22 protein-coding genes are annotated in these 22,423 nt (G+C 74.2%); 14 read left to right on the forward strand and 8 right to left on the reverse strand.

The window, feature by feature from the left end; all coding sequences use genetic code 11:
* Positions 1 to 2: 2 nt before the first annotated feature.
* A complete protein-coding gene (locus BM385_RS20915) occupies positions 3 to 800 on the reverse strand; it encodes an electron transfer flavoprotein subunit beta/FixA family protein (RefSeq protein ID WP_078576499.1) in 798 nt (265 codons plus the stop codon).
* An 85-nt stretch (positions 801 to 885) separates the two neighbouring features.
* Positions 886 to 1,248 carry a thioredoxin family protein gene (locus BM385_RS20920; RefSeq protein WP_019436352.1) on the reverse strand — a complete coding sequence of 121 codons (363 nt, stop codon included), beginning with the start codon at positions 1,246 to 1,248 and terminating at the stop codon, positions 886 to 888.
* A 138-nt stretch (positions 1,249 to 1,386) separates the two neighbouring features.
* On the opposite strand from BM385_RS20920, the gene BM385_RS20925 reads away from it, so the two are divergent.
* On the forward strand, positions 1,387 to 2,097 hold the full coding sequence (locus BM385_RS20925; protein WP_019436353.1) for a lysophospholipid acyltransferase family protein: 711 nt from the start codon (positions 1,387 to 1,389) through the stop codon (positions 2,095 to 2,097).
* 67 nt (positions 2,098 to 2,164) lie between these two features.
* Here BM385_RS20925 and BM385_RS20930 read toward each other — a convergent pair whose 3' ends face one another.
* The 3 genes from BM385_RS20930 to BM385_RS20940 are packed head-to-tail and all read right to left on the reverse strand — an operon-like array spanning position 2,165 to position 5,449.
* Positions 2,165 to 3,244, reverse strand: coding sequence for a threonine aldolase family protein (locus BM385_RS20930; RefSeq protein ID WP_026047866.1), 1,080 nt, complete (start codon positions 3,242 to 3,244; stop codon positions 2,165 to 2,167).
* Entirely contained in the window at positions 3,223 to 4,002 is a 780-nt protein-coding gene (locus tag BM385_RS20935; protein WP_019436355.1) for an SDR family NAD(P)-dependent oxidoreductase, read from the reverse strand. The genes BM385_RS20930 and BM385_RS20935 overlap by 22 nt, the downstream gene beginning before the upstream one ends.
* 46 nt (positions 4,003 to 4,048) lie before the next feature.
* Positions 4,049 to 5,449 (reverse strand): DUF6421 family protein, encoded by a 1,401-nt coding sequence (locus tag BM385_RS20940; protein ID WP_093844002.1) that lies wholly within the window; start codon positions 5,447 to 5,449, stop codon positions 4,049 to 4,051.
* 190 nt (positions 5,450 to 5,639) lie between these two features.
* On the opposite strand from BM385_RS20940, the gene BM385_RS20945 reads away from it, so the two are divergent.
* Positions 5,640 to 6,323 carry a glycerophosphodiester phosphodiesterase gene (locus BM385_RS20945; protein WP_026047867.1) on the forward strand — a complete coding sequence of 228 codons (684 nt, stop codon included), beginning with the start codon at positions 5,640 to 5,642 and terminating at the stop codon, positions 6,321 to 6,323.
* Here BM385_RS20945 and BM385_RS20950 read toward each other — a convergent pair.
* Complete coding sequence (locus BM385_RS20950) at positions 6,307 to 6,867, reverse strand: GNAT family N-acetyltransferase (RefSeq protein WP_019436358.1); 561 nt, start codon at positions 6,865 to 6,867, stop codon at positions 6,307 to 6,309. The two genes, BM385_RS20945 and BM385_RS20950, sit on opposite strands and share 17 nt — an antisense overlap.
* Before the next feature lie 132 nt (positions 6,868 to 6,999).
* Between BM385_RS20950 and BM385_RS20955 the strand changes: the two genes are divergently transcribed.
* The 4 genes from BM385_RS20955 (at position 7,000) to BM385_RS20970 (ending at position 10,399) form a co-directional block, all read left to right on the forward strand.
* Entirely contained in the window at positions 7,000 to 7,608 is a 609-nt protein-coding gene (locus BM385_RS20955) for a DUF5134 domain-containing protein (RefSeq protein ID WP_093844003.1), read from the forward strand.
* Between the two features lie 64 nt (positions 7,609 to 7,672).
* Positions 7,673 to 8,638 (forward strand): M56 family metallopeptidase, encoded by a 966-nt coding sequence (locus BM385_RS20960; protein WP_019436360.1) that lies wholly within the window; start codon positions 7,673 to 7,675, stop codon positions 8,636 to 8,638.
* A gap of 272 nt (positions 8,639 to 8,910) precedes the next feature.
* Positions 8,911 to 9,606, forward strand: coding sequence for an HAD family hydrolase (locus tag BM385_RS20965; RefSeq protein ID WP_093844004.1), 696 nt, complete (start codon positions 8,911 to 8,913; stop codon positions 9,604 to 9,606).
* Between the two features lie 136 nt (positions 9,607 to 9,742).
* On the forward strand, positions 9,743 to 10,399 hold the full coding sequence (locus tag BM385_RS20970; RefSeq protein WP_093844005.1) for a TetR/AcrR family transcriptional regulator: 657 nt from the start codon (positions 9,743 to 9,745) through the stop codon (positions 10,397 to 10,399).
* Here BM385_RS20970 and BM385_RS20975 read toward each other — a convergent pair.
* The gene (locus tag BM385_RS20975; RefSeq protein ID WP_175543062.1) at positions 10,390 to 11,841 is read right to left on the reverse strand and encodes an LVIVD repeat-containing protein; all 1,452 of its coding nucleotides are present in this window, start codon (positions 11,839 to 11,841) and stop codon (positions 10,390 to 10,392) included. The genes BM385_RS20970 and BM385_RS20975 overlap by 10 nt on opposite strands.
* Before the next feature lie 179 nt (positions 11,842 to 12,020).
* Here BM385_RS20975 and BM385_RS20980 point away from each other — a divergent pair, with 179 nt between their 5' ends.
* Positions 12,021 to 12,719: a DUF305 domain-containing protein gene (locus BM385_RS20980; protein ID WP_175543063.1), complete on the forward strand. Its 699-nt coding sequence runs from the start codon at positions 12,021 to 12,023 to the stop codon at positions 12,717 to 12,719.
* 46 nt (positions 12,720 to 12,765) lie between these two features.
* Here BM385_RS20980 and BM385_RS20985 read toward each other — a convergent pair whose 3' ends face one another.
* Positions 12,766 to 13,128 carry an ArsR/SmtB family transcription factor gene (locus tag BM385_RS20985; protein ID WP_019436365.1) on the reverse strand — a complete coding sequence of 121 codons (363 nt, stop codon included), beginning with the start codon at positions 13,126 to 13,128 and terminating at the stop codon, positions 12,766 to 12,768.
* 101 nt (positions 13,129 to 13,229) lie between these two features.
* Between BM385_RS20985 and BM385_RS20990 the strand changes: the two genes are divergently transcribed.
* The 7 genes from BM385_RS20990 to BM385_RS21020 all read left to right on the forward strand — a co-directional run bounded on the left by BM385_RS20990 (position 13,230) and on the right by BM385_RS21020 (position 22,085).
* Positions 13,230 to 14,312, forward strand: coding sequence for an NADH:flavin oxidoreductase/NADH oxidase (locus BM385_RS20990; RefSeq protein WP_093844007.1), 1,083 nt, complete (start codon positions 13,230 to 13,232; stop codon positions 14,310 to 14,312).
* A 75-nt stretch (positions 14,313 to 14,387) separates the two neighbouring features.
* On the forward strand, positions 14,388 to 15,065 hold the full coding sequence (locus BM385_RS20995) for a uracil-DNA glycosylase (protein ID WP_093844008.1): 678 nt from the start codon (positions 14,388 to 14,390) through the stop codon (positions 15,063 to 15,065).
* Positions 15,062 to 16,057 (forward strand): BadF/BadG/BcrA/BcrD ATPase family protein, encoded by a 996-nt coding sequence (locus tag BM385_RS21000; RefSeq protein ID WP_367889611.1) that lies wholly within the window; start codon positions 15,062 to 15,064, stop codon positions 16,055 to 16,057. The genes BM385_RS20995 and BM385_RS21000 overlap by 4 nt, the downstream gene beginning before the upstream one ends.
* A gap of 97 nt (positions 16,058 to 16,154) precedes the next feature.
* A complete protein-coding gene (locus BM385_RS21005; RefSeq protein WP_175543064.1) occupies positions 16,155 to 17,045 on the forward strand; it encodes a sirohydrochlorin chelatase in 891 nt (296 codons plus the stop codon).
* A 31-nt stretch (positions 17,046 to 17,076) separates the two neighbouring features.
* Entirely contained in the window at positions 17,077 to 17,796 is a 720-nt protein-coding gene (locus BM385_RS21010) for an HAD family hydrolase (protein WP_093844009.1), read from the forward strand.
* 127 nt (positions 17,797 to 17,923) lie between these two features.
* Positions 17,924 to 19,255, forward strand: a complete 1,332-nt coding sequence (locus BM385_RS21015) for a Zn-dependent hydrolase (RefSeq protein WP_175543065.1) — start codon at positions 17,924 to 17,926, stop codon at positions 19,253 to 19,255.
* Between the two features lie 322 nt (positions 19,256 to 19,577).
* On the forward strand, positions 19,578 to 22,085 hold the full coding sequence (locus BM385_RS21020; protein WP_093844011.1) for an AfsR/SARP family transcriptional regulator: 2,508 nt from the start codon (positions 19,578 to 19,580) through the stop codon (positions 22,083 to 22,085).
* The last annotated feature ends 338 nt before the right edge of the window (positions 22,086 to 22,423 follow it).

The raw sequence follows: 22,423 nt of genomic DNA on the forward strand, positions 1-22,423 counted from the left end.
GGTCAGATGAACTTCTGGCCGGCGAGGAAGCCCGCCAGCGCTCCGGCGCCCTCGCCCTCGTCGGTGACGACCTCGCCGGCGGTGCGTGCCGGGCGCTCGGTGGCGGAGATGACCTCGGTGCGGGCGCCGGCCAGGCCGACCTCGGCGGCGTCGAGGTCGAGGTCCTCCAGGTCCAGGGCTTCGACGGGCTTCTTCTTGGCGGCCATGATGCCCTTGAAGGAGGGGTAGCGGGCCTCGCCGGACTGGTCGGTGACAGAGATGACGGCGGGCAGCCGGGCGCTGAGGTGCTCGGTGGCGGTGTCGCCGTCGCGGCGGCCGTTGACGGCGCCGTCGGCGACGGTCACCTCGGACAGCAGGGTGGCCTGGGGGACGGCGAGGCGCTCGGCGATCATGGCGGGCAGGACGCCCATGACGCCGTCGGTGGAGGCCATGCCGCAGACGACGAGGTCGTAGCCGATGTGCTCGATGGCCTTGGCGAGCACCAGGGAGGTGGCGAGGGCGTCGCTGCCGTGCAGGTCGTCGTCCTCGACGTGGACGGCCTTGTCGGCGCCCATGGACAGGGCCTTGCGCAGGGCGTCGGCGGCGTCCTCGGGCCCGACGGTGAGGACGGTGATCTCGGCTTCCTCGCCGGCCTCGCGGGTGCTCTCGGCGATCTGGAGGGCCTGTTCGACGGCGTACTCGTCGAGTTCGGACAGCAGGCCGTCGACGTCCTCGCGGTCGAGCGTCCAGTCCTCGGCGAAGTGCCGGTCCCCGGTGGCGTCGGGCACGTACTTCACACAGACAACGATCCTCAGGCTCACGCCGGCTCCTTAGCTCACCCGGTTGTTACTGGTCAGTAAACCCAGCCTATATGCCGCCCTCAAGCATGCCGCAATGTGACCTGCGCTACGCGTCGGTGGGGCCGCCGGTCCCGCCGGCGAGGGCCGCGCCGAGCGCGGCGATGACGTCGGCCTTGCGGGGCAGCCCGGCGGCGCGGCGCACCACGCGCCCGGCGGCGTCCAGTACCAGTACGGTGGGGGTGGCGGTGATCCGCAGGGCGCGGACGGTCTCCAGGTGCGACTCGGCGTCGATCTCCACGTGGACCGTGCCGGGCACCATGGCGGCGACCTGGGCCAGGATCCGCCGGGTGGCCGCGCAGGGCCGGCAGAAGGCGCTGGAGAAGTGCACCAGGGTGGCCCGCTCCCCCAGCGGTCCGGCGATGCCGAGCGCGGCCGGGGTCAGCGGCCCGGGGTGGTCGCTGCCGTCCATCGTCACCCTCCGTCCGCCCCGGTCGATTGCCCGGGCTAGCCAATCACACCGGTGTCGGGGCACTATCTGCGGATGCCGGAAGTTACGGCAGCGTAGGTTGTGCGCGGTCACCGCGACCGCACGAATGAAGGGTCCCGCATGGCAGAGCTCGTCTATCCGCCGGTCATCGCCGCCGCCAGGACGATGTTCAAGGCGCTCGATCTGCGCCTGGACATCTCCGGCAGCGAGCATGTACCGACCTCCGGCGGCGCCGTGCTGGTGAGCAACCACATCGGTTACCTGGACTTCGTCTTCGCGGGGTTCGCGGCCCGGCCGTCCAAGCGGCTGGTGCGGTTCATGGCCAAGGACTCGGTGTTCCGGCACAAGGTCTCCGGGCCGCTGATGCGGGGCATGAAGCACATCCCGGTGGACCGCAAGCAGGGAGAGCACGCCTTCCGGCACGCGCTGGAGTCGCTGCGGAGCGGGGAGATCGTGGGCGTGTTCCCGGAGGCGACGATATCGCCGTCGTTCACGCTGAAGAAGTTCAAGTCGGGTGCGGTGCGCATGGCGCAGGAGGCGCAGGTGCCGGTGCTGCCGGTGGCGCTGTGGGGCACGCAGCGGGTGTGGACCAAGGGCCGCAAGCGGGATCTGCGGCGGCGGCACTACCCGATCACCATCCGCATCGGGAAGCCGATGACGGCCGATCCGGCCGAGTCGGCGGTGACGCTGACTGAGCGGCTGCGGGAGCGGATGCAGGAGCTGCTGGAATCGGCCCAGGCGGCCTACCCGGAAGGGCCGCGCGGCCCCGAGGACACCTGGTGGCTGCCGGCCCATCTGGGCGGGACGGCGCCGGCCCCCAAGCACACCTAGGACGGTGCGTGCCCGCCCGGACCGTCCGGTCCGGGCGGGCGCGCGGGCTCGGCGCGGGCCGGCCGGTTCAGCGGGCGATCTCCTCGCGCAGGGCGGCCAGGAACCCGTCGACGTCCTCGACGGTGGTGTCGAAGGAGCACATCCAGCGCACGTCCCCGGCGCTCTCGTCCCAGAAGTAGAAGCGGTAGCGCTTGCGCAGCCGTTCGCTCACCTCGCGGGGCAGCCGGGCGAAGACGGCGTTGGCCTGCACCGGGTGCAGGATGCGCACGCCCTCCACCTCGCGGACGCCGGCGGCCAGCCGCGCGGCCATGCTGTTGGCGTGCCCGGCGCTGCGCAGCCACAGGTCTCCGGCGAGCAGCGCTTCGAACTGGACGGACACGAAGCGCATCTTGGAGGCGAGCTGGAGGGACAGCTTGCGCAGATGGCGCATGGCCCGGACCGCCCCGGGGTTCAGGACGACGACGGCTTCCCCGAAGAGCAGGCCGTTCTTGGTGCCGCCGAAGGAGACGACGTCGATCCCGGCGTCGGTGGTCAGCGCGCTGAGGGGGACCTCCAGGGCGGCGGCGGCGTTGGCGAGGCGGGCGCCGTCGAGGTGGACGGTCATCCCGCGCTCGTGGGCGTGGTCGGCGATGGCGCGCAGTTCGTCGGGGGTGTAGAGGGTGCCGAGTTCGGTGCTCTGGGCGAGGGAGACGACCTGCGGCATGGCCCGGTGCTCGTCCTCCCAGCCGTACGCCTCGCGGTCGATCAGCTCGCAGGTGAGCTTGCCGTCGGGGGTGGGGACGGTGAGGAGCTTGATGCCGCCCACCCGTTCGGGGGCGCCGCCCTCGTCGACGTGGATGTGCGCCGTGTCGGCGGCGATGACGGCGCCCCAGCGGTCGGTGAGGGCCTGCAGGGCGACGACGTTGGCGCCGGTGCCGTTGAAGACGGGGTAGGTCTCGGCGCGGGCGCCGAAGTGGCGGCGCAGGACGTCCTGGAGGTGGCGGGTGTAGTCGTCGTCGCCGTAGGCGCCCTGGTGGCCGCCGTTGGCGAGGGCGAGGGCGGCGAGGATCTCGGGGTGGGTGCCGGCGTAGTTGTCGCTGGCGAAGCCGCGCACGCCGGGGTCGTGGTGGCGGCGGGCGTCGGTTGTCACGGCTGGGGGGTGAGCCACTGGCGGGTTCCGTTCACTTCCTCGGTGGGCCGGCTCCACAGGCCGGTGACGGCCTCGGCGAGGTCGGTGACATCGGTGAAGCCGGCGAATTTCGCTTCCGGGCGCTCGGCGCGCAGCGCGTCGTGCACCAGGGCCTTGACGATCAGGACGGTGGCGGCGGCCGGGGGCCGTCCTTCGGGGGTGCCGCGACCCGCTTTGCGGAAGCCGTCGGCCAGGGCGAGCGTCCAGGCCTCGGCGGCGGCCTTGGCGGCGGCGTAGGCGGCGTTCCCCGCGGTGGGGCGGGTGGCGCCGGCGGCGGAGACGAGGACGTAGCGGCCGTTTCCGCTGCGGGCGAGCGGGCCCTCGAAGGCCAGGGAGGTGTGCTGGACGGTGCGGATCAGCAGATCGTGCAGCGCGTCCCAGTCGGCGAGGTCGGTCTCGGCGAAGGAGGCGGAGCCGCGCCAGCCGCCGACGAGGTGGACGAGGCCGTCGACGCGGCCGTACTCCTTCTCGGTCCTGGCGGCCCACTGGCGGGCGGTGTCCAGGTGGAGGAGGTCGACGGTGTCGCCGGTGACGGTGGCTCCGCCGTGGGCGAAGCGGGCGGCGTCCACGGCGCGGGCGAGGCGTTCGGGGTCGGCGTCGGCGGCCACCACGGTGGCGCCCGCGGCGGCCAGGCGCAGCAGGGTGGCGGCGCCGGCGGGGCCCGCGGCGCCCGCGACGGCGACGACGGCGCCCTCCAGGGGGCCGGGGCGGCTGTTGGCTGCGGTGGTGTCGGTCATCGTCCCTCGCCTTCTCGCGGCTCTTCCATGATGGCCCCGGTCCCGGTCAGGCCGCCCGCCGGGTGGGGGTGTCCGCGGTGATGCCCCGGGTGGATTCGATCACCTTGCGCAGCTTCTTGGCCAGCGCCTCGTAGAAGAGGCTGAGCGGGAACTCGTCGGGGAGGACCTCGTCGACGAGTTTGCGGGGCGGGAGGGTGAGGTCGAGGGCTTCGGGGCCCTTGGCCCAGGTGGAGCCGGGGTGCGGGGCGAGGTGGGCGGAGACGAGTTCGTAGGCCTTGAACCAGTGGACGATCTTGGGGCGGTCGATGCCGAGCCGGTAGAGGGTCTCGATCTCCTCGCGCAGGGCCACGGTGAGGCGGCGGGCGTGGTCCCAGTCGATGCTGAGCCGGTTGTCGGTCCAGTGCAGGGCGCCGTTCTGGTGGAGGTAGGCGAAGAGCAGCTGGCCGCCGAGGCCGTCGTAGTTGCGGTTGCGGGCGCCGGTGACGGGGAAGCGGAAGATCCGGTCGAGGAGGACGGCGTACTGGACGTCGCGGGCCTGGGGCAGGCCCTCGCGCTCCAGCTGGACGGCCTCGTGGAAGGCGGTGAGGTCGCAGCGCAGTTCCTCCAGGCCGTACATCCAGAAGGGCTGGCGCTGTTTGATCATGAACGGGTCGAACGGCAGGTCGCCGTGGCTGTGGGTGCGGTCGTGGATCATGTCCCACAGGACGAAGGTGTGCTCGGTGCGCCGTTGGTCGGTGAGCAGACCCTGGGCGTCCTCGGGAAGGGCGAGGCTGGTGACCTCGCCGGCGGCGGCGACGACCTTGCGGAAGCGGGCGGCCTCGCGGTCGCAGAAGATGCCGCCCCAGGTGAACCGCTCGGGGGCTTCGCGCACCGCGATGGTCTCGGGGAAGAGGACGGCGGAGTTGGTGTCGTAGCCGGGGGTGAAGTCCTCGAAGGTGATGCCGAGGAACATCGGGTTGTCGTAGCGGGTGCGTTCGAGTTCGGCGAGCCAGTCGGGCCACACCACGCGGACGACGACGGCTTCGAGGTTGCGGTCGGGGTTGCCGTTCTGGGTGTACATGGGGAAGAGCACGAGGTGCTGGAGGCCGTCGGCGCGGTGGGCGGCGGGTTCGAAGGCCAGCAGCGAGTCGAGGAAGTCGGGCACGCCGAAGCCCTCGTCGGCCCAGCGGCGCAGATCCTTCTCCAGCGCGTGGTGGTAGGCGGCATCGTGCGGCAGCAGCGGGGAGAGGGCGCGCAGTTCGGTGATGACGCGTTCCACCTCGTGGGTGACGGCGGCGCGGGCGGGTGCGTCCTCGGCGTCGAAGTCGATGGAGCCGTCGCGGGACTGTGCGGGCCTGATGGCTTCGACGGCCTGCTTGAGCCGGGGCCAGGCGGGGTGGTCCACGACGCGGGCGGCCGGGGTGGACGGGTGGTCCCCGGCGGTAGTGGGGGCCAGGATTTCCGGCATGATCACTCCTCCACAAAAGATCCTCGCGTACTGGAACCGTATCCAGGGAAGGTCTGTCGATCAAGCCGAGATTCAGGAAATCGTTCGGTGAAAAGACGTTTAGCCGGAAGTTTTTCCTGTCCTTGGGGTGGTGACCGCGGTCTCGCGCGCTGTTCAGCGGGACGTCACCGACCCCCGCTACGGTGACCGCATGTCACTCATGATCGTCGGGCACCGCGGGCTGATGGGCGTGGAGCCGGAGAACACCCTGCGATCCTTCGTCCGTGCCGAGCGGGAGGGCGTGGACGTCATCGAACTGGATCTGCATCTGAGCAAGGACGGCGCGCTGGTGGTGATGCACGACGCCGAGGTGGACCGCACCACCGACGGCAGCGGCCCCGTCGCCGACCACACGGTGGACGCGCTGCGGGAGCTGGACGCCGGGCTCGGCGAACGGGTCCCGCTGTTCGAGGAGGTGACCGAGGCCGTCACCCTGCCGCTCCAGGCAGAGATCAAGGACCCGGCCGCCGCGGAGGCGCTGGCCGCGGTGCTCACCGCGCGCGGGCTGGCCGAACGGGTCCGGGTGATCTCGTTCCACGACGAGGCGCTGCGCACCGTGCGCCGGCTGCTGCCCGCCCAGCCGATCGGCCTGGTCACCGGGCGTTCCACGGACACGGCGGCGCGCCGGGCCCGGGAGCTGGGGGCGGATCTGGTCTCGGCGGAGCTGCCGCATCTCACCGGGGAGGCGGTGGCCGGCTGCCGGGCGCTGGGCCTTCAGGTGATCAGCTGGACCGTCAACACCGCCGAGGACCTGGCGCGGGTGCGGGAGCTGGGCCTGGACGGGGTGGTGACCGACCGGCCCGCGGTCGTGGCGGAGCTCAGCGGAGCGGCTTGACCAGCAGTTCGAACTCCAGGCCGGGGCGGCGCGGGATGCCGAAGCGCTCGTCGCCGTACGGGAACGGGGTGCGCTCCCCGGTCCTGGTGTAGCCGCGCCGCTCGTACCAGGCGATGAGGTCGGCGCGGGCGGAGATCACCTGCATCTCCATCCGGGCCGCCGCCCAGGTGGTACGGGCGGTGTGCTCGGCGTGCGCCAGTACGGCGGCGCCGATCCCGCCGCCCTGGGCGGTGGGGCGGACGGCGAACATCCCGAAGTAGACCGCGCCCGGGCCGTCGGCGGCGGGGCGGTGCCGGAGGTGGCAGCAGGCCAGCAACGGCTCGGCGGCGCCGGGGCGGCCGGCGGTGAGGACCAGGCCCGATGGATCGCGGAGGGTCTCCAGGACGCCCTGCGGGTCGGTGCGCTGCCCGTCCAGGAGATCCGCCTCGGTGGTCCAGCCGGCCCGGCTGGCCTCGCCCCGGTAAGCGGACTCGACCAGGGCCACGAGGGCCGGCACATCGGCTTCGGTCGCGGTGGTGAAGACCAGTTCTGCTGCTGCTGTCACAGCCGACCATGGTACGCGCGCCCCCGTCGCGCTCCCCCGCGCTCCGATGCGCCGTACGGGACCGCGCGGACGCGGGCGCGGGCGGGGCAGAACGCGGTCGGGAAGCGGAACCGCGGACGCCGGGAGGGCACGGTGCACGAGGGTCCTGTGGTGGTGGGGTGGCTGCTGGCGGCGCTGTGCGGGGGCACCGGGCTGTACTGCCTGCACCGGGCGCGGGCCGGGCCCGGCCCGGTCGCGCGGCGGCCGGCCGCGCTGGAGGGGGCCATGGGCCTCGGGATGGCGGTGATGGCCGTGCCGGGGGCCGGGGCGGCGATACCGGGGCAGGCGTATGTGCTCGCCTTCGGGGCGCTGGCGGTGTGGGCGGTCGTGCTGCGGGCCCGGCCGGTGCACCGAACGCACCACGCGGTGGAGGCGCTGGCGATGGTCTGGATGGCGGCGGCGATGCCCGGCCATGCCGGGGCGGCCGGGCACGGAAGCGCGCACGGCGCGGGCGGCGGGCTGCCGGTCCCGACCGGGATGCTGATCGCCTATTTCGCGCTGTACGTGCTGGTCTCGGGGGCCCGGATCGCGGCGGTGGCGCAGATGGCCGGGTCGCCCGCGCCGGCGGTGGCCGGGGCCGGGGCGGCCGGTGGCGGGAGCACTCCCCCGGGGTACGGGGGCGGTGAGCCGTCGCCCGCGGTGGCGGTCGCCTGCCGGACGGCGTTGTCGCTGGGGATGCTGGTGATGCTGGTGTCCATGTGAGGCCGATGTGGGGCAGATCACCCCGGTGGCGGGCCGGAGGGCGGCGGGCTCTAGGCTGACGGCCATGCTGATCGCGCTCGCGTTGCTGATGCTGGGTGGGCTTGCCGCGGCGATGGCACCGCGCGTACTGGCGAGGGCTTCCTGGCCGGACCGGGAGCCGGTGCTGGCCCTGTGGGTGTGGCAGTGCGTGGTGGCGTCCGTCCTGCTGTGCTGCGTGCTGGCGATGGCGCTCAGCGGCGCCGTGGCGTGGGATGGAGTGCGCGGGCATCTGTTCGCACCGGCCCCGGCGGCGGTGCTCGACGCGTACGCGCTCGGCCCGGACGACGGCCGCTGGTGGGCGGCGGCGCTCGCCGCGCTGCTGGCGGCGGGCGGGATGTGGACGGCGGTGATGTTCGCCCTCCAGGTGCGGGCCGCCCGAGCGGCCCGGCGGGCCCGCCGGGCGCGGCTGCGGGAGCGGGCGCCGTTCCTGCCGGGCGAGGCGGCGAGTGACAGCGGTCCGGGCACGGGGGGCCGGCTGATCGTGCTGGAGAGCGACCGTCCCGACGCCTGGCTGCTGACGGACGGCGCGGAGCGGCGGCTGGTGATCACCACGGCCGCGCTGCGGCGGCTGCGGGGGAAGCAACTGGACGCGGTGCTGGCGCACGAGGACGGCCACGCGCGGGCCCGGCACCACTGGCTGGTGCACTGTGCGGGGGCGCTGGCCGAGGGCTTTCCGCGGGTGCCGGTCTTCGCGGCGTTCCGGGACGAGGTGCACCGGCTGGTGGAACTGGCGGCCGACGACGCGGCGTCGCGGCGCTTCGGCCGGCTGACGACGGCGCTGGCGCTGGTGGGTCTGAACGAGGACCGCGGTGTCTTCGCCACCCCTGCCCACCGCGACCAGCTGCCGCAGCGGGTGCACCGGCTGCTGAGCCCGGGCGGCCGGCTCACCCCCTCGCGCCGCCTGCGGATGACGGCGATCGCGGCCCTGGTACCGGCGATCCCGCTGCTGCTGGCGTTCGCGCCGGGCCTGAGCGCGCTGGGCGGCGGCTGAGCGGAGCGCGCCGGGCGCGCCGTACCGAGGAGGCCGTGCCGGGTACGGCGGCGGGCGCGGCGTGCCCCACCGGGGCGCACGGGTGGGCCGCACCGGCGGCGGTACGGCGCGCGAATCGGGTGAGCGGGCACCGGGGGCCGCGGCGACCGCGGGCGTTGCGGAGGCGGTGGTGTCCTGCCGCGATGGCTCCGCCCCTCCCCCGTCGCCGACACGCCCCGCGCCGGCGCCTGCCGTCGGGCCTGCCCGCGGTGTGGAGGGGGCAGGATCGGTGCATGGCGATCACGGGTGTGCTGTGCGACTTCTCCGGGACCCTGATGCGCGTCGAGCCGGCCGAGCGGTGGCTGAGGACGGTGCTCGACCGGCACGGGACCCGGCTGCCGGACGAGGAGGTGGTGCGGCTGGCCGGAGCCCTGGAGGCGGCGGGGGCGCTGCCGGGTGGCGGTGCGCCGCGTGAGGTGCCGGCCGAGCTGGCCGGGCTGTGGCGGGAGCGCGACCGGGATCCTTCGGGGCACCGGGAGCTGTATCTGCGGCTGGCCCGGCGGGTTCCGCTGCCGTCGCCGGAGTTGTACGAGGCGCTGTACGAGCGGCACATGGAGCCGGACGCGTGGCAGCCGTACCCCGACACCCGGACGGTGCTGGCCGCGCTGCGCGAGCGCGGGGTACGGGTGGCGGTGGTGAGCAATATCGGCTGGGACCTGCGGCCGGTGTTCCGGGAGCACGGTCTGGACCGGTTCGTCAACGCGTACGCGCTGTCCTTCGAGCACCACGCGGTGAAGCCGGAGCCCCGGCTGTTCAGGATCGCCTGCGCCGAGCTGGGCCTGGTGCCGCAGCACACCGTGATGGTGGGGGACGACGCGCGGGCCGACGGGGGCGCGGCGGCGGTGGGATGCGCGGTCCATCTGGTGCGGCATCTGCCGGTGGACGAGCGGCCCGACGGGCTGCTGCCGGTGCTGGACCTGGTGGGCTGATACCGGTGGCGGTATCGGGCGGTCCCCCGCGCCGCCCGATACGCCGTCCGGTGCCGGACAGGGGTCCGCCCCCGGGGCGGCTGTCCGGTGTCCTCGCTGAGTATATTGGCTGTTAGCCAGTCAACGGGAGTCCAGGATGTCCCCTCGTCGCGCATCAGTCAATGAAGAGTTGCGAAGGCGTTCGCGCGAGCGGCTGCTCCAGGCGGCGGTGGAGCTGTTCGGGGAGCACGGTTACGAGGCCACGACCTTGGGCGACATCGCCGAACGGGCCGGTGCGGCCCGGGGTCTGGTGTCGTACTACTTCCCGGGAAAACGGCAGCTGTTGCAGACGGCCGTGCACCGGCAGATGCATCTGACGCTGGCCGCCGCGCTGGAGCGCGATCCGGTGCCCGGTGAAAACGCGGCGGGCGGGCGGGAACTGCTGGCGCGGGCGATCGACGCGATCCTGGGCCTGGCGGCCGAGCGGCCGGTGCTGATGCGGGCGCACATGGCGTTGCTGCTCCAGCAGGAGGGCTTCGTCCAGTGCGCGGAGCAGCAACGGCTCGCGGCGCTGCTGCGGGAGACGATGGTGCGGTACGGCTCGGCGGATCCGGAGTCGGACTACCGGATGCTGCGGGCGCTGCTGATGGGGGCGGTGGTGGCGGTGCTGCTGCCGGGCGCGCCGATGCCCGGGCGGCGGCTGCGGGCCGAGCTGTTCGGGCGGTACGGGCTGGCGTGGGAGCTGGGGTGCCCGCCGGGCGGGGGTCCGCCCGGCGGGGGAAGCGTGTCAGCGCGTGAGGGCGCTCACCAGTAGCTGGGCTGGGTCTGGGCGTTCAGCTCGGTGAGTTTGACGCCGCGCGCGCCGTTGGTGCGCGGGTCGTCGATGCGCAGGACGTCCAGCCCCTGCTGGTCGTTGGAGTAGATGTAGCCGTTGTAGTAGTAGGCGGACCAGGAGCCGCCGAAGGTCAGGGCGTCGTTGCTGACGGGCCCGCGGTCGAAGTAGCCGATCTCCTTGGGGCGGTCCGAATCGGTGAACTCCCAGATGGAGACGCCGCCCTGGTACCAGGACTGGACCATGATGTCGCGGCCCCGCACCGGGATGAGGGAGCCGTTGTGGGCGACGCAGTTCTCGGTGTCGGCCTGGTGGCGGGGGATCTTGAAGTAGCTCTGGAACTCCAGCCGCCGCCGGTCGCCCTTGCCGGTGATGTGGTAGATGCCGTTGGCGCCGTACTTGTCACCGATGCGGGCGTTGCAGGTGGCGCCGCCTCCGCCGCCGAGTTCGTCGGTGAAGACGACCTTCTTGCCGTCCTGGCTGAAGGTGGCGGAGTGCCAGAAGGCGAAGTGCTCGGCGTCCTGGACCCGGTCGATGACGCGCGGCTGGGCCGGCTTGGAGATGTCCATGAGGATGCCGTCGCCCATGCAGGCGCCGGCGGCGATCTTCAGCCGGGGGTAGGCGGTGATGTCGTGGCAGCCGGAGGTGGCCGAGCCGCGGTCGCTGCCGGGGAAGCCGCCGTCGGGGAAGAGCACTTCGAAGCTGGAGACCTCGGCGCGCTCGGGTGCGTGGCGCGGCACCTTCACGATGGAGATGCCGTTGTGGGGCGGCTGGCAGTCGGGGAAGGAGGCGTCGGGGTAGTAGGAGGAGACGTAGACGTAGACGTTCTTGCCGTCCGGCACCAGGGTGTTGGTGTGGGAGCCGCAGTAGGTCTCGACGGCGGAGACGTACTTGGGGTTGCGCTTGTCGCTGATGTCGAAGATGCGGATCCCTTCCCAGGAATCCTTGATGGTGGCCGACTGGGCGACGCTGTTGCAGGAGTCGTCGCTGCGGGAGGAGTCGACGGACAGGAAGAGCAGGTCGCCGCTGACGGAGATGTCGCCCTGGCCGCCGGGACACAGCACCTCGGCGACGATCTTCGGCTTGCTGGGGCGGGAGATGTCGTGGATGACGAAGCCGTCGTAGTTGCCGGCGAAGACGTAGTGGTCCTGGAAGGCCAGGTCGGAGTTGGTGGCCTGGAGGGCGTTCTTGGGGACGTTGGCGACGTGGGTGACGTTGCGGCTGGTGACGACCTCGCCGACGCCGGGTATGGCGTCGGTGGTGCCGGCCGCGTCCGGGTCCTGGAGTCGCTCGGTGGTGATGTCCTGGGGCGCCACGGGGGTGTCGCCGTCGTCGGGGGTGGCCAGGGCCGTTCCGCTGAGCGCGTAGGTGGCGAGCAGGCCGGTGAGGGCCGCCAGGGTCACGCCGATGCGCCCGCGTCGCACGCGGGGTCTGTGCAACGATGTCACTCGAATCCTCCCTGGATCCGTCCGGTGTTGCGTGGGGTTGACCGGTTCACGGATGCCATCAGTATCCCGATGTGCATGTACAGATCAATATGGGAAACAGATCATTCATATTTCCGTATTGACTGACCGGTGCACTCGCGCACCAGGAGGACTCTGTGTCAACTCATCGCTTCCGCCGCCCTGTCGCGGGCGCCGGGCTCGCCGTGTCCCTGGCCGCCGTGCTGTCGCTGGTGGCGCTCACCGGCTGCACCGGCGGCGAGGCGGCGGCCGGGGACACCGGTTCGGACGCCGAGGCCTCGGTGATCGTGCCGGGCCGGCCCGGCGAGGAGGCGCGCACCGTCTCCCCGCGGGAGGCGCGCGAGGCGGCCGGCGAGGGCACCGGCCCCAACGCCGCCGATCACGCCTTCATGACCATGATGATCGAGCACCACGAGCAGGCCGTCGAGATGACCGAGCTCGCCGACGCGTACGCCGAGGACAGCGCGGTGCGCGGCATCGCCGGCCGGATAGCCGCCGCGCAGGAGCCGGAGATCGAGGCGATGCGGGCCTGGCTGCTGCGCAACGCGGAAGGCGGGGAGGCGACCGGGGACGGGCACGGGCACGGGGGCCACGACGGGCACGGAGACACCATGCCGGGGATGGCGAGCGAGGAGGAGCTGGCCCGGCTGCGGGCGGCACGGGGCGCGGAGTTCGACGCGCTCTTCCTGGACCTGATGATCGCTCACCACGAGGGCGCCGTCGCCATGGCCGCCGATGTCTCCGCGCAGGGCAACGATGTGACCGCGCTGGAGATGGCGGCCGAGATCGGCGCCTCGCAGCGGGTGGAGATCTCCCGGATGGAGGCGATGCGCTGAGCCGCCGGCCGCGGCGGGCCGGACCGGGCGGGGCGCCCGGTCCGCTTCAGCGCAGGCGCTCGCGGGCCGCGGCGGCCAGTACGGCCTCCAGCAGGCCGGGGAAGAGCACCTCCAGGTCGTCCCGGCGCAGCGCGTTCATCTTCGCCGTGCCCCGGTACACCTGCTGGATGAGTCCGGCCTCGCGCAGCACCCGGAAGTGGTGGGTGCTGGTCGACTTGCTCACCGGCAGGTCCAGATCCGAGCAGGACAGCTCCGCGCCGGGACCGGCGGCGGCGAGCTTGTGCAGCACGGACAGCCGCAGCGGGTCGGCGAGGGCCTGGAGCACCTGATCCAGCCGGATCCGCTCGCGGGCGGGGTGTTCCAGGGCGCGGCCGGCGACGGTGGCGGGCGCGGGGCTCGGCTGGCTCATGCCCCCATCATACGAGCACCGTCGAACTTTGATGGGCTTCGTACTACGATGGCTCTCGTACCAATGTCGGATCCCGACCCGCTGTTGCGAGGAGCCCGCCCGTGAGCGCCCTGTTCGAGCCGTACACCCTGCGGTCGCTGACCCTGCCCAACCGCGTCTGGATGGCGCCCATGTGCCAGTACTCGGCGCCGCTGACCGGCCCGGACACCGGTGCGGTGACCGACTGGCACCTGGTCCACTACGGCGCCCGGGCGGTCGGCGGCGCCGGGCTCGTCCTGCTGGAGGCCACCGCCGTCAGCCCCGAGGGCCGGATCAGCCCGGCCGACCTCGGGCTGTGGAACGAGCGCCAGCAGGAGGCGCTGCGCCCGCTGACCGCCTTCCTGAAGGCGCAGGGCGCCGTGCCCGGGATCCAGCTGGCGCACGCCGGGCGGAAGGCCGGAACCGACCGCCCCTGGAACGGCGGCCGGCCGCTGGCCCCCGAGGAGGGCGGCTGGCAGCCGGTCGGGCCCTCGCCGCTCGCCTTCGACGAGGACCACCCGGTGCCGGCCGAGCTCACCGTGGAGCAGATCCGGGAGATCACCGGCCGGTTCGCCGACGCGGCGCGGCGGGCGCTGGCCGCGGGCTTCGAGGTGGCCGAGGTGCACGGCGCGCACGGCTATCTGATCGGCGAGTTCCTGTCCCCGTACAGCAACCACCGCACCGACGGCTACGGCGGGGACTTCACGGGCCGCACCCGGTTCGCCCTGGAGGTGGTGGACGCGGTCCGCGCCGTGTGGCCCGAGGAGCTGCCGCTGTTCTTCCGCATCTCGGCCACCGACTGGCTCGCCGAGGGCGGCTGGGAGGCCGACGACACGGTGCGCTTCGCCCGCCTGCTGCGCGAGCACGGCGTGGATCTGCTGGACGTGTCCACCGGCGGCAACGCCCCCGGCGTCCGGATCCCCACCGGCCCCGGCTACCAGGTGCCGTTCGCGGCCCGGGTGAAGGCCGAGGCGGAGCTGCCGGTGGCCGCGGTCGGACTGATCACCGAGCCGGAGCAGGCCGAGAAGATCCTCGTCAACGGGGAGGCGGACGCCGTCCTGCTGGGCCGCGAGCTGCTGCGCGACCCGTCCTGGGCGCACCGGGCGGCCCGCGAGCTAGGGGTACGCGACCGGCGGGTGCCGGCGCAGTACCTGCGGGCGGTGTGAAGCTCCCTCGAACGCGTGGCCGTCCCCGCGGCCGGTGGCGCGCGCCGACGCTGCCGGACAGTAGGGTAACGGACCGTGGCAGCACGACCGTTGAATGAGATTGTGGAAGCCGGCTGGGCCAAGGCCCTGGAACCGGTGGCCGACCGGATCGCGGCGATGGGCGATTTCCTGCGCGCGGAGATCGCCCAGGGCCGCACCTACCTCCCCGCGGGACAGCACGTCCTGCGGGCCTTCAGCCAGCCGTTCGACGACGTACGGGTGCTGATCGTCGGCCAGGACCCGTACCCCACCCCGGGGCACGCCGTGGGGCTGAGCTTCGCGGTGGCGCCCGAGGTGCGTCCGCTGCCGGGCAGCCTGGAGAACATCTTCCGCGAACTCCACACCGACCTCGGCGCGCCCCGGCCCTCCAACGGCGACCTCACCCCCTGGACGCGGCAGGGGGTGCTGCTGCTGAACCGGGCGCTGACCACCGCGCCGCGCAGCCCCGGTGCCCACCGCGGCAAGGGCTGGGAGGAGGTCACCGAACAGGCGATCCGGGCGCTGGCGGCGCGCGGGAAGCCGCTGGTGGCGATCCTGTGGGGCCGCGACGCCCGCAATCTGCGCCCGCTGCTGGGCCCGGTGCCCAGCGTGGAGTCGGCGCACCCCTCCCCCATGTCGGCCGACCGGGGGTTCTTCAACTCCCGGCCGTTCAGCCGGGCCAACGCCCTGCTGGCCGAACAGGGCGCGCAGCCGGTGGACTGGACGCTGCCGTGAGCGCCCCCGCCGGGGGCTGGGTGCTGGGGGTGGACTCGGGCGGCTCCGGGCTGCGGGTGGCGCTGGCCGCGGTCTCCGCCTCGGGCGCGGTGGAGCCGGGGTGGGAGACGGTCACCGCTCCCCCGGTACGGACCGGGCCCGCCGGGATCGACGCGGAGCAGTTCGTGGCACGGCTGCTGCCCGCCGGCCGGGAGCTGCTGGCGCGGGCCGGGGATCCTGGGCCCCTCGTGGCGGCGTGCGTGGGCGCGGCCGGGATGGCCACCCTCGGCGCCGGGCTGCGCGAGCGGCTGCCCGGGGCGCTGGCGGACGGGTTCGGGGTGCGGCGCTGGGCACTGGCCGCGGACGCGGTCACCGGGTACGCGGGGGCGCTGGGGATGCGCCCGGGCGTGGTGGTGGCGGCGGGCACCGGCATGATCGCGCTGGGCAGCGATCTGCGCGGCTGGCGGCGGGCGGACGGCTGGGGCCATCTGCTGGGCGACTGCGGCGGCGGGGCCTGGATCGGCGGGCGTGGGCTCGCGGCGGCGCTGCGGGCCCACGACGGGCGGCGCGGCGGCTCGGCGGCGCTGCTGGCGCGGGCCGAGGCGGTGTTCGGGCCCGCCGGCGGGCTGCCGGAGGCGGTGTATCCGCGGCAGGACCGGGCGGCCGTACTGGCCTCCTTCGCACCCGAGGTGGCCTCCTGCGCCCCGGCCGACCCGGTGGCGGCGGAGATCATGGCGGCGGCGGCGCGGGAGATCGCGGAGACGGCCGCCGCGGCGGCGCCGGGCGCGCCGGCCGGCGGGGGCGGCACGGAGGTGGCGCTGACCGGGGGGCTGCTGCGCCTCGGTGAGCCGCTGCTGGCCCCGCTGCGGGCGGAGCTGGAGCGGCTGCTGCCGGGCTGCGTCACGGTGCCGGCCGCCGGGGACCCGCTGGCCGGGTCGCTGCTGGTCGCGGCGCGGATCGCGGTGGGCGGGCTGCGGCTGCCATCCGATCGGGCGTTGCTGGTGGTGGGTTGACCGGGTCACACCCAGGCGCGGGATTTTTCCGGACAAACCCCAAGGGGGTGCCCCCGGCCGAACAGCCAAGCACATCAAGGCATTAACATGCGGCGACATGAGCTCCCCCACTGGGCACGGGCCCGGACTGCCCGTACGAATGCCGAGACCACGTCAGCCCGGACGTCACCGTCGCCCGGAGCCCGTCAGCGCGCCCGAGGGCGCTCCGGTGCTGGTGCTTGCCGTGCCCGGTACGCCGTCGGCGGCCGGCCGCGGCATCGCCGAGGAAGTGACCAGCATCGCCCGTTCCGAGCTGCCCGGGCTCGACGCGCGGGTGGGTTTCTCCGAGAGCGCGGACGAGGACACCGAGTTCCCGTCGCTGCGCGCGGTGCTGTCGCAGGTGGCCGCCGAGCGTGACGACGCCGAGCAGCGTCCCTCCGCCGTGGTCGTCCCGCTGCTGGCGGGCCCGGACAGCGCGCAGCTGCGCGGCATCCGGCAGGCGGTGCTGAGCAGCGGATCGGGGGCCGAGCTGACGGACGTGCTGGGGCCGCACCCGCTGCTGGCCGAGGGGGTGCACGTACGGCTGTCGGAGGCGGATCTGGCGCGGGCCGACCGGGCCCGGCTGTTCACCGTGGCCACGGCGGCGGACGGGATCATCCTGGCCACCGTGGGCGGCGAGGAGGCGGTGCAGGCGGCCGGGATCACCGGCATGCTGCTGTCGGCGCGGCTTGCGGTGCCGGTGCTGGCCGCGGCGCTGGACAAGGCCGGTTCGGTCGCGGACGTGGCGGCGCAGCTGGTGGACGCGGGCTCGCAGCAACTGGCGCTGGCGCCGTGTCTGATCGGACCCGAGGTGCCGGACGGTCTGCTGGCCGCCGCCGCCGAGGAGGCGGGCTGTGCGACGGCCGAGCCGCTGGGCGCGTACCCGGGCATCGGCAAGCTGGTGCTGTCGGCGTACACCACCAAGCTCGGTATTCCGCTGCGGGATTCGCAGGGGGCCTCCGCCCGGTGAGCCGGGGCGGCGCGGCTGTCACACTGGTCGTATGACGACGGTGCGACCGGCTGCCGCTGCCCTGGTGTTCGATCTCGACGGCACGCTGGTGGACAGCGAGCCGCACTACTACGAGGCGAACCGCCGGGTGCTGGCCGGGCAGGGTGTGCGTGATTTCAGCTGGGAGCGGTACACGCACTACATCGGCATCGGTGCCCTGGACGCGCTGGCCGCGCAGCGGGCCGAGTACCGGATCGCCACGCCGGCCGAGGAGTTGCTGGCCGAGCAGGACCGGGTCTACCTGGAGCTGATCCGGGGCCGTATCGAGGTGTTCCCCGGCATGGCGCGGCTGGTGGAGCTGGCGCACGCGGCGGGGCTGCCGATGGCGGTGGCCTCCGGCTCCACCCGGGAGGCGATCGACGCGGCCCTGACCGGCAGTGCGGTGGGCGCGCTGCTGCCGGTGCGGGTCTCCGCCGAGGAGGTGCCGCGCGGAAAGCCGGCGCCGGATGTGTTCGAGGCGGCGGCGCACCGGCTGGGCGTGCCGCCCCAGCGGTGTGTGGTGGTGGAGGACGCGGCTCCGGGGGTGGTGGCGGCGCTCGCGGCCGGCATGCGGTGTGTGGCGGTGCCTTCGGTGCTGCGGGCGGCGGACGAGCCGGTGTTCGCGTCGGCGGGGCTGTGTTTCCCCGGCGGCCAGGAGACCTTCGACGCCGAGGCCGTCCTGGCCTGGGTGCGGGAGCGCGCGGACGGCGCGGCTCCGGCCACGGACTCCTGAGCGGCCGGCCGGCAGTGGGCCGGCGGGCGATGGATTGCGTTTCGATAACCCGGGAATAGCCGTATGTGGTGACATGCCTCCCCAGCAGATGACGGCGCGCACCGGGCATCGCCCGGCTGGAGGAGACGTGACGCAGTTCGGCTCGCCCGAGGACACCGCGCGACGCGACCCCTCCCCCGCCGGCCCGCCCGTGCCGCGGGTCGACGGGGTACGGCTGCTGGAGGTGCTGGAGCGGCTCGGTGAGATCGGCGCGGACCCGGGCGGCGGGGTGACCCGGCTCGGGCTCGGCCCGCTGGAGGAGCAGGCCCGCACCTGGCTGGCCGGCGTGGGACGTTCGGCCGGTCTGGTACCGCGCACCGACCCGGCCGGGAACCTCTTCCTGCGGCTGCCGGGGCCGGCCACCGGTCCGGTCCTGCTGATCGGCTCGCATGTGGACACCGTGGTCCAGGGCGGCCGGCTGGACGGCGCCTACGGGGTGGTGGCGGCCATCGAGGTGCTGCGGGTGCTGCACGCCGGCGGGGTGCGGCTGCCGTTCGACCCGGTCGCGGTGGCGTTCTCCAACGAGGAGGGCGCGCTGGTGCAGTTGCCGTTCTTCGGCTCCCGGGCGGTGTGCGGGCAACTGGCGGACCGGGTGGGGGCCACCGACCGGTCCGGGCGCGGCGCGGACGCCTATCTGGCCGAGCACGGCGGGGACCCCGGCCGGCTGGCCGAGGCGGCGTGGCCCGAGGGCAGTATCGCGGCCTATCTGGAACTCCACATCGAGCAGGGGCCGGTGCTGGAACGTGCCGGGATCCCGATCGGGGTGGTGGAGGGCATCGTGGGCCGCACCATCGTGGACATCGAGGTGCTGGGGCAGGCGCAGCACGCGGGCACCACCCCCATGGAGGCCCGGCACGACGCGCTGGTGGCCGCCGCCGAACTGGTGCTGGGCGTACGGCGGATCGCCGCCGTGGACGGCGTCTGCACGACGGCCACGGTGGGTTTCCTGCGGGCGGCGCCGAATGTGACCAACACGGTGCCCGGTACGGCCCGCCTCACCGCGGAGGTACGGGACATCGACCCGGCCCGGCTGGCGGCGGGCGAGGCGGCGGTCCGGGCGGTGTGCGCGGAGGTGGAGCGGCGTACCGGCTGCCGGGTGCGGTGTGCCGTCTCCAGCGGTTCGGCGCCGGTGGCCACCGACCCGGCGCTGCGGCGGGCGATCGCGGAGGCGGCGGACGCGCTGGGGCTGGCGCGGCTGGCGCTGCCGAGCGGCGCCGGGCACGACGCGCAGATCGTGGCGTCCGTCGCGCCGATCGGCATGATCTTCGTGCCGAGTACCGGCGGGATCTCCCACGCCCCGGCCGAGGACACCCCGCCAGAGGCGCTGGTGCGCGGGGCGGATGTGCTGCTCCGTACCGTGCTGCGGCTGGCCGCCACGGCGGGCGGCGACCCCGGCAGGGGGGAGGGCCGTGTGTCGTGAGGTATGCGCCCGGGCCGTGGCGGGAAGTAGACATTCTTGTTCGTTGACTACGCCGTGACCGCTGTGCCATCGTCTCCGACAGGAGTTGCCCGGCTACCCCTCGTGGTGGCTCCGGTCGGGGTCCGCCCGGGGGCCGGCACACCGACCTCGGCCCGGTACGCCCGGGCGCACGGCGTCACCGCAGGCCGGAAGGCCACTCACCCGATGTATTCCGGCTGGTCGACGGCAAGTTCTACGCGTGTGGCCCCGGCCGGGGGCACGCTTCCTCACTCCGCCGCGCGGTCTTCGGGAACACGGATCGAGCAGTGAGGGAGAGACACCCATGGAGTTCCGGATACTCGGCCCGCTGGAAGTGGCCCACGACGACGGCCCGCTCCAGGTCAGGGGGTCGCGGCAGCGCACCGTGCTGGCGCTGCTGCTCCTGGAGGCCGAGCGGATCGTGCCGGTCGACCGGCTGATCGACGGGGTGTGGGGCAAGGAGCCGCCGGCGACCAGCCGCAGCCAGATCCAGATCTGCATCTCCTCCCTGCGGCACCAGTTGTCGGCCGGCGGGCTGATCACCACCCGGCCGCCGGGGTACCGGCTGCGGACCGGCGGGCATCTCCTGGATCTCGCGGAGTTCGAAGGGCGGGTGGCCGCCGGCCGGAAGGCGGCGGCCGAGGGGCGGTTACGCCGGGCGGTGGGGGCGTTCCGGTCGGCCCTGGCCCTGTGGCGCGGGCCCGCGCTGCACGGCATCGGCAGCGGGCTGGTGCGCGGCGGGGTGGCGCAGCTGGACGAGCAGCGGCTGGCGCTGCACGAGGAGTGCCTGGAGCTGGAGCTGGCCGCTGGGGAGCATCAGCGGCTGGTGGGCGAACTGGCGGCGCTGGCCGCCGCGCATCCCCTGAGGGAGAGACCCCGGGCGCTGTTGATGACAGCGCTGTACCGGGCGGGCCGGCAGGCCGAGGCCCTCAACGAGTACCGCATGACGCGCGAGAGGTTCATCGAGGAGCTGGGCATCGAGCCGGGCGACGGGCTGCGGCGGCTGCACCAGGCGATCCTGAGCGGTGATCCGCAGTTGCTGGACGGTGCGGGGGCGGGGACCGGCCCGCGGGTGGCGGTGGCAGACCGGCCCGCGCCGCAGCGCGTCCCCCGGCTGCTGCCCGCCGATGTCGCCGACTTCACCGGGCGCCGCGAGGCACTGGCAGCGCTGCTGGAGGGCCCGGCCGGGCAGTACGGGGCCGGGCCGGACGGGACGGTGGAGCCCGGGGCGGAGGCCGGGCTCACGGCCGTACCGGTGACGGTGATCAGCGGCCGGGCCGGGGTGGGCAAGACCACCCTGGCGATCCGCGCGGCCCACCGGCTGACGCCCCGGTACCCGGACGGGCAGTTGTTCGCCTCGTTGTCCGGGCCGGGCGGCGCCGCGGTGCGGCCGGAAAATGTGCTCGCCAGGTTTCTGCGGGCGCTCGGCGTCCCGGAGCCGGAGATCCCTGCGGACGCGGAGGAACGCGCGGAGATGTACCGGGACCGGCTGGCCGGGCGGCGGGTGCTGGTGGTGCTGGACGGTGCCGGCTCCCAGGAACAGGTGGCGGCGCTGCTGCCGGGGACCGCCGGGTGCCGGGTGCTGATCACCTCGCGGCAGCGGCTGACCGGGCTGCCGGCGGCGCGGCGGGTGGAACTCGCCCCGTTCGACCGGGCGGAGGCGCTGGACCTGCTGGCCAGGATCGCCGGGCGGCGGCGGGTCGAGGACGAGCCGGCGGCAGCCGCCGCGCTCTGCGCCGCCTGTGACGATCTGCCGCTGGCGCTGCGCGGGGCCGCCGCCCGGCTGGTGGCGCGCCCGCACTGGCGGGTGGCCGAGCTGCACCGCCGGCTGCTGGAGTGCGCCCGGCCACTGGACGAGCTGAGCCGCTCCGGCGCCGATGTACGGGCCGGGATCGCCGCCGGCTACGCCAGCCGCACGCCCGGCGCGCGCCGGCTGCTGCGGCTGCTGGCGGTGCCGCGGACCGCGTCGTTCGCCTCGTGGGCCGGGGGTCCGCTGCTGCGCACCGATCCGCTCACCTCGCTGGATCTGCTGGAGGAACTGGCCGAGGCCTATCTGCTGGAGGTGGAGGTCGACGCGGTGACCGGTGCGGCCCGCTACCGGCTGCCGGGGCTGGTCCGGGCGTTCGCCCGGGAGCGGCTGGCGGCCGAGGAGACGGCGGGCGCGCACCGTTCGGCGCTCGAACGCTATCTGGGTGCGCTGCTGTACCTGCTCGACGAGGCGCGCCGCAGAGGCGGCCCGGAGCGGCCGGCACGGCCGGACCCGGCGCGGGGGGCCGGGTCCGGCGGTGCGGGCGTGCCGCGCTGGGCGCTGCCGGGGCGGCTGGTGGTCCCGTTGCTGACCGATCCGCAGGGCTGGTACGGGCGGGAACGGCCGCGGCTGCTGTCGGCGATCCGGCAGGCCGCCGAGGCGGGGCTGCTGCCGTACGCGCGGGCGCTGGCCGACGGGGTGGTGGCGGTGTGGGGGCGCGGGCGCGCGGCGCCCGGGTACCCGGGGTGTGCCGGGGCGGACGGCGCCGGTGAGGGGGGCGCGGTGCGGGCCTCGCGGCTGGGGACCGGGGCGGTACTGGTCGCGGTGGCCGGCGGCTCGCCCGACGGCTGGGCCGCGGGGTACGGCGTGACCGAACCGGGGGACGAGATCGAGGCGCTGATCACGCTGGCCGGTGTGTACCGGCACCGGGGGGAGCACCGGCAGGCGCGGGAGCTGCTGGCGGCGGCCCGTGGCGCGGCCGGTGACGCGCCGCCGGAGGCCGTGGCCCGGCTGACCGTGGCGCTCGCGGACGGCGGTGCGCGGCCGGTGGCGGCGGCCGGCTGAACCGGGCCCGGCCCCTCCGGTGGCCATCGACCGGACGCCGCCGCGCGGCGCGTTCCTCCGTCCGCCTTCCGAGGTGAATTACCGGCGGGAAAGCCGGCCTCTTGTCCGCCCTTTTCCGCGAAGACATATCGCCTTCTTCTCCGTTCGCCATCGATCCGCTATTGCGAACACAACTGCCACGGGAATCCCTTGACTTGTCCCGATGGCCTCCTTAGCGTGCAGATGTTCCAGAGCTCGTGGCCCTTTCCTCCGCAATGTGCTGGCGCTCCGCCCTGCTTTCCGGATCAAGATCACCGGTCATCCGCCGAATTACTCGGCCGGCGAGAAGGACTTCGTAC

This window comes from Streptomyces harbinensis, assembly GCF_900116145.1.
GTDB classification, from domain to species: Bacteria; Actinomycetota; Actinomycetes; order Streptomycetales; family Streptomycetaceae; genus Streptomyces; species Streptomyces carpaticus.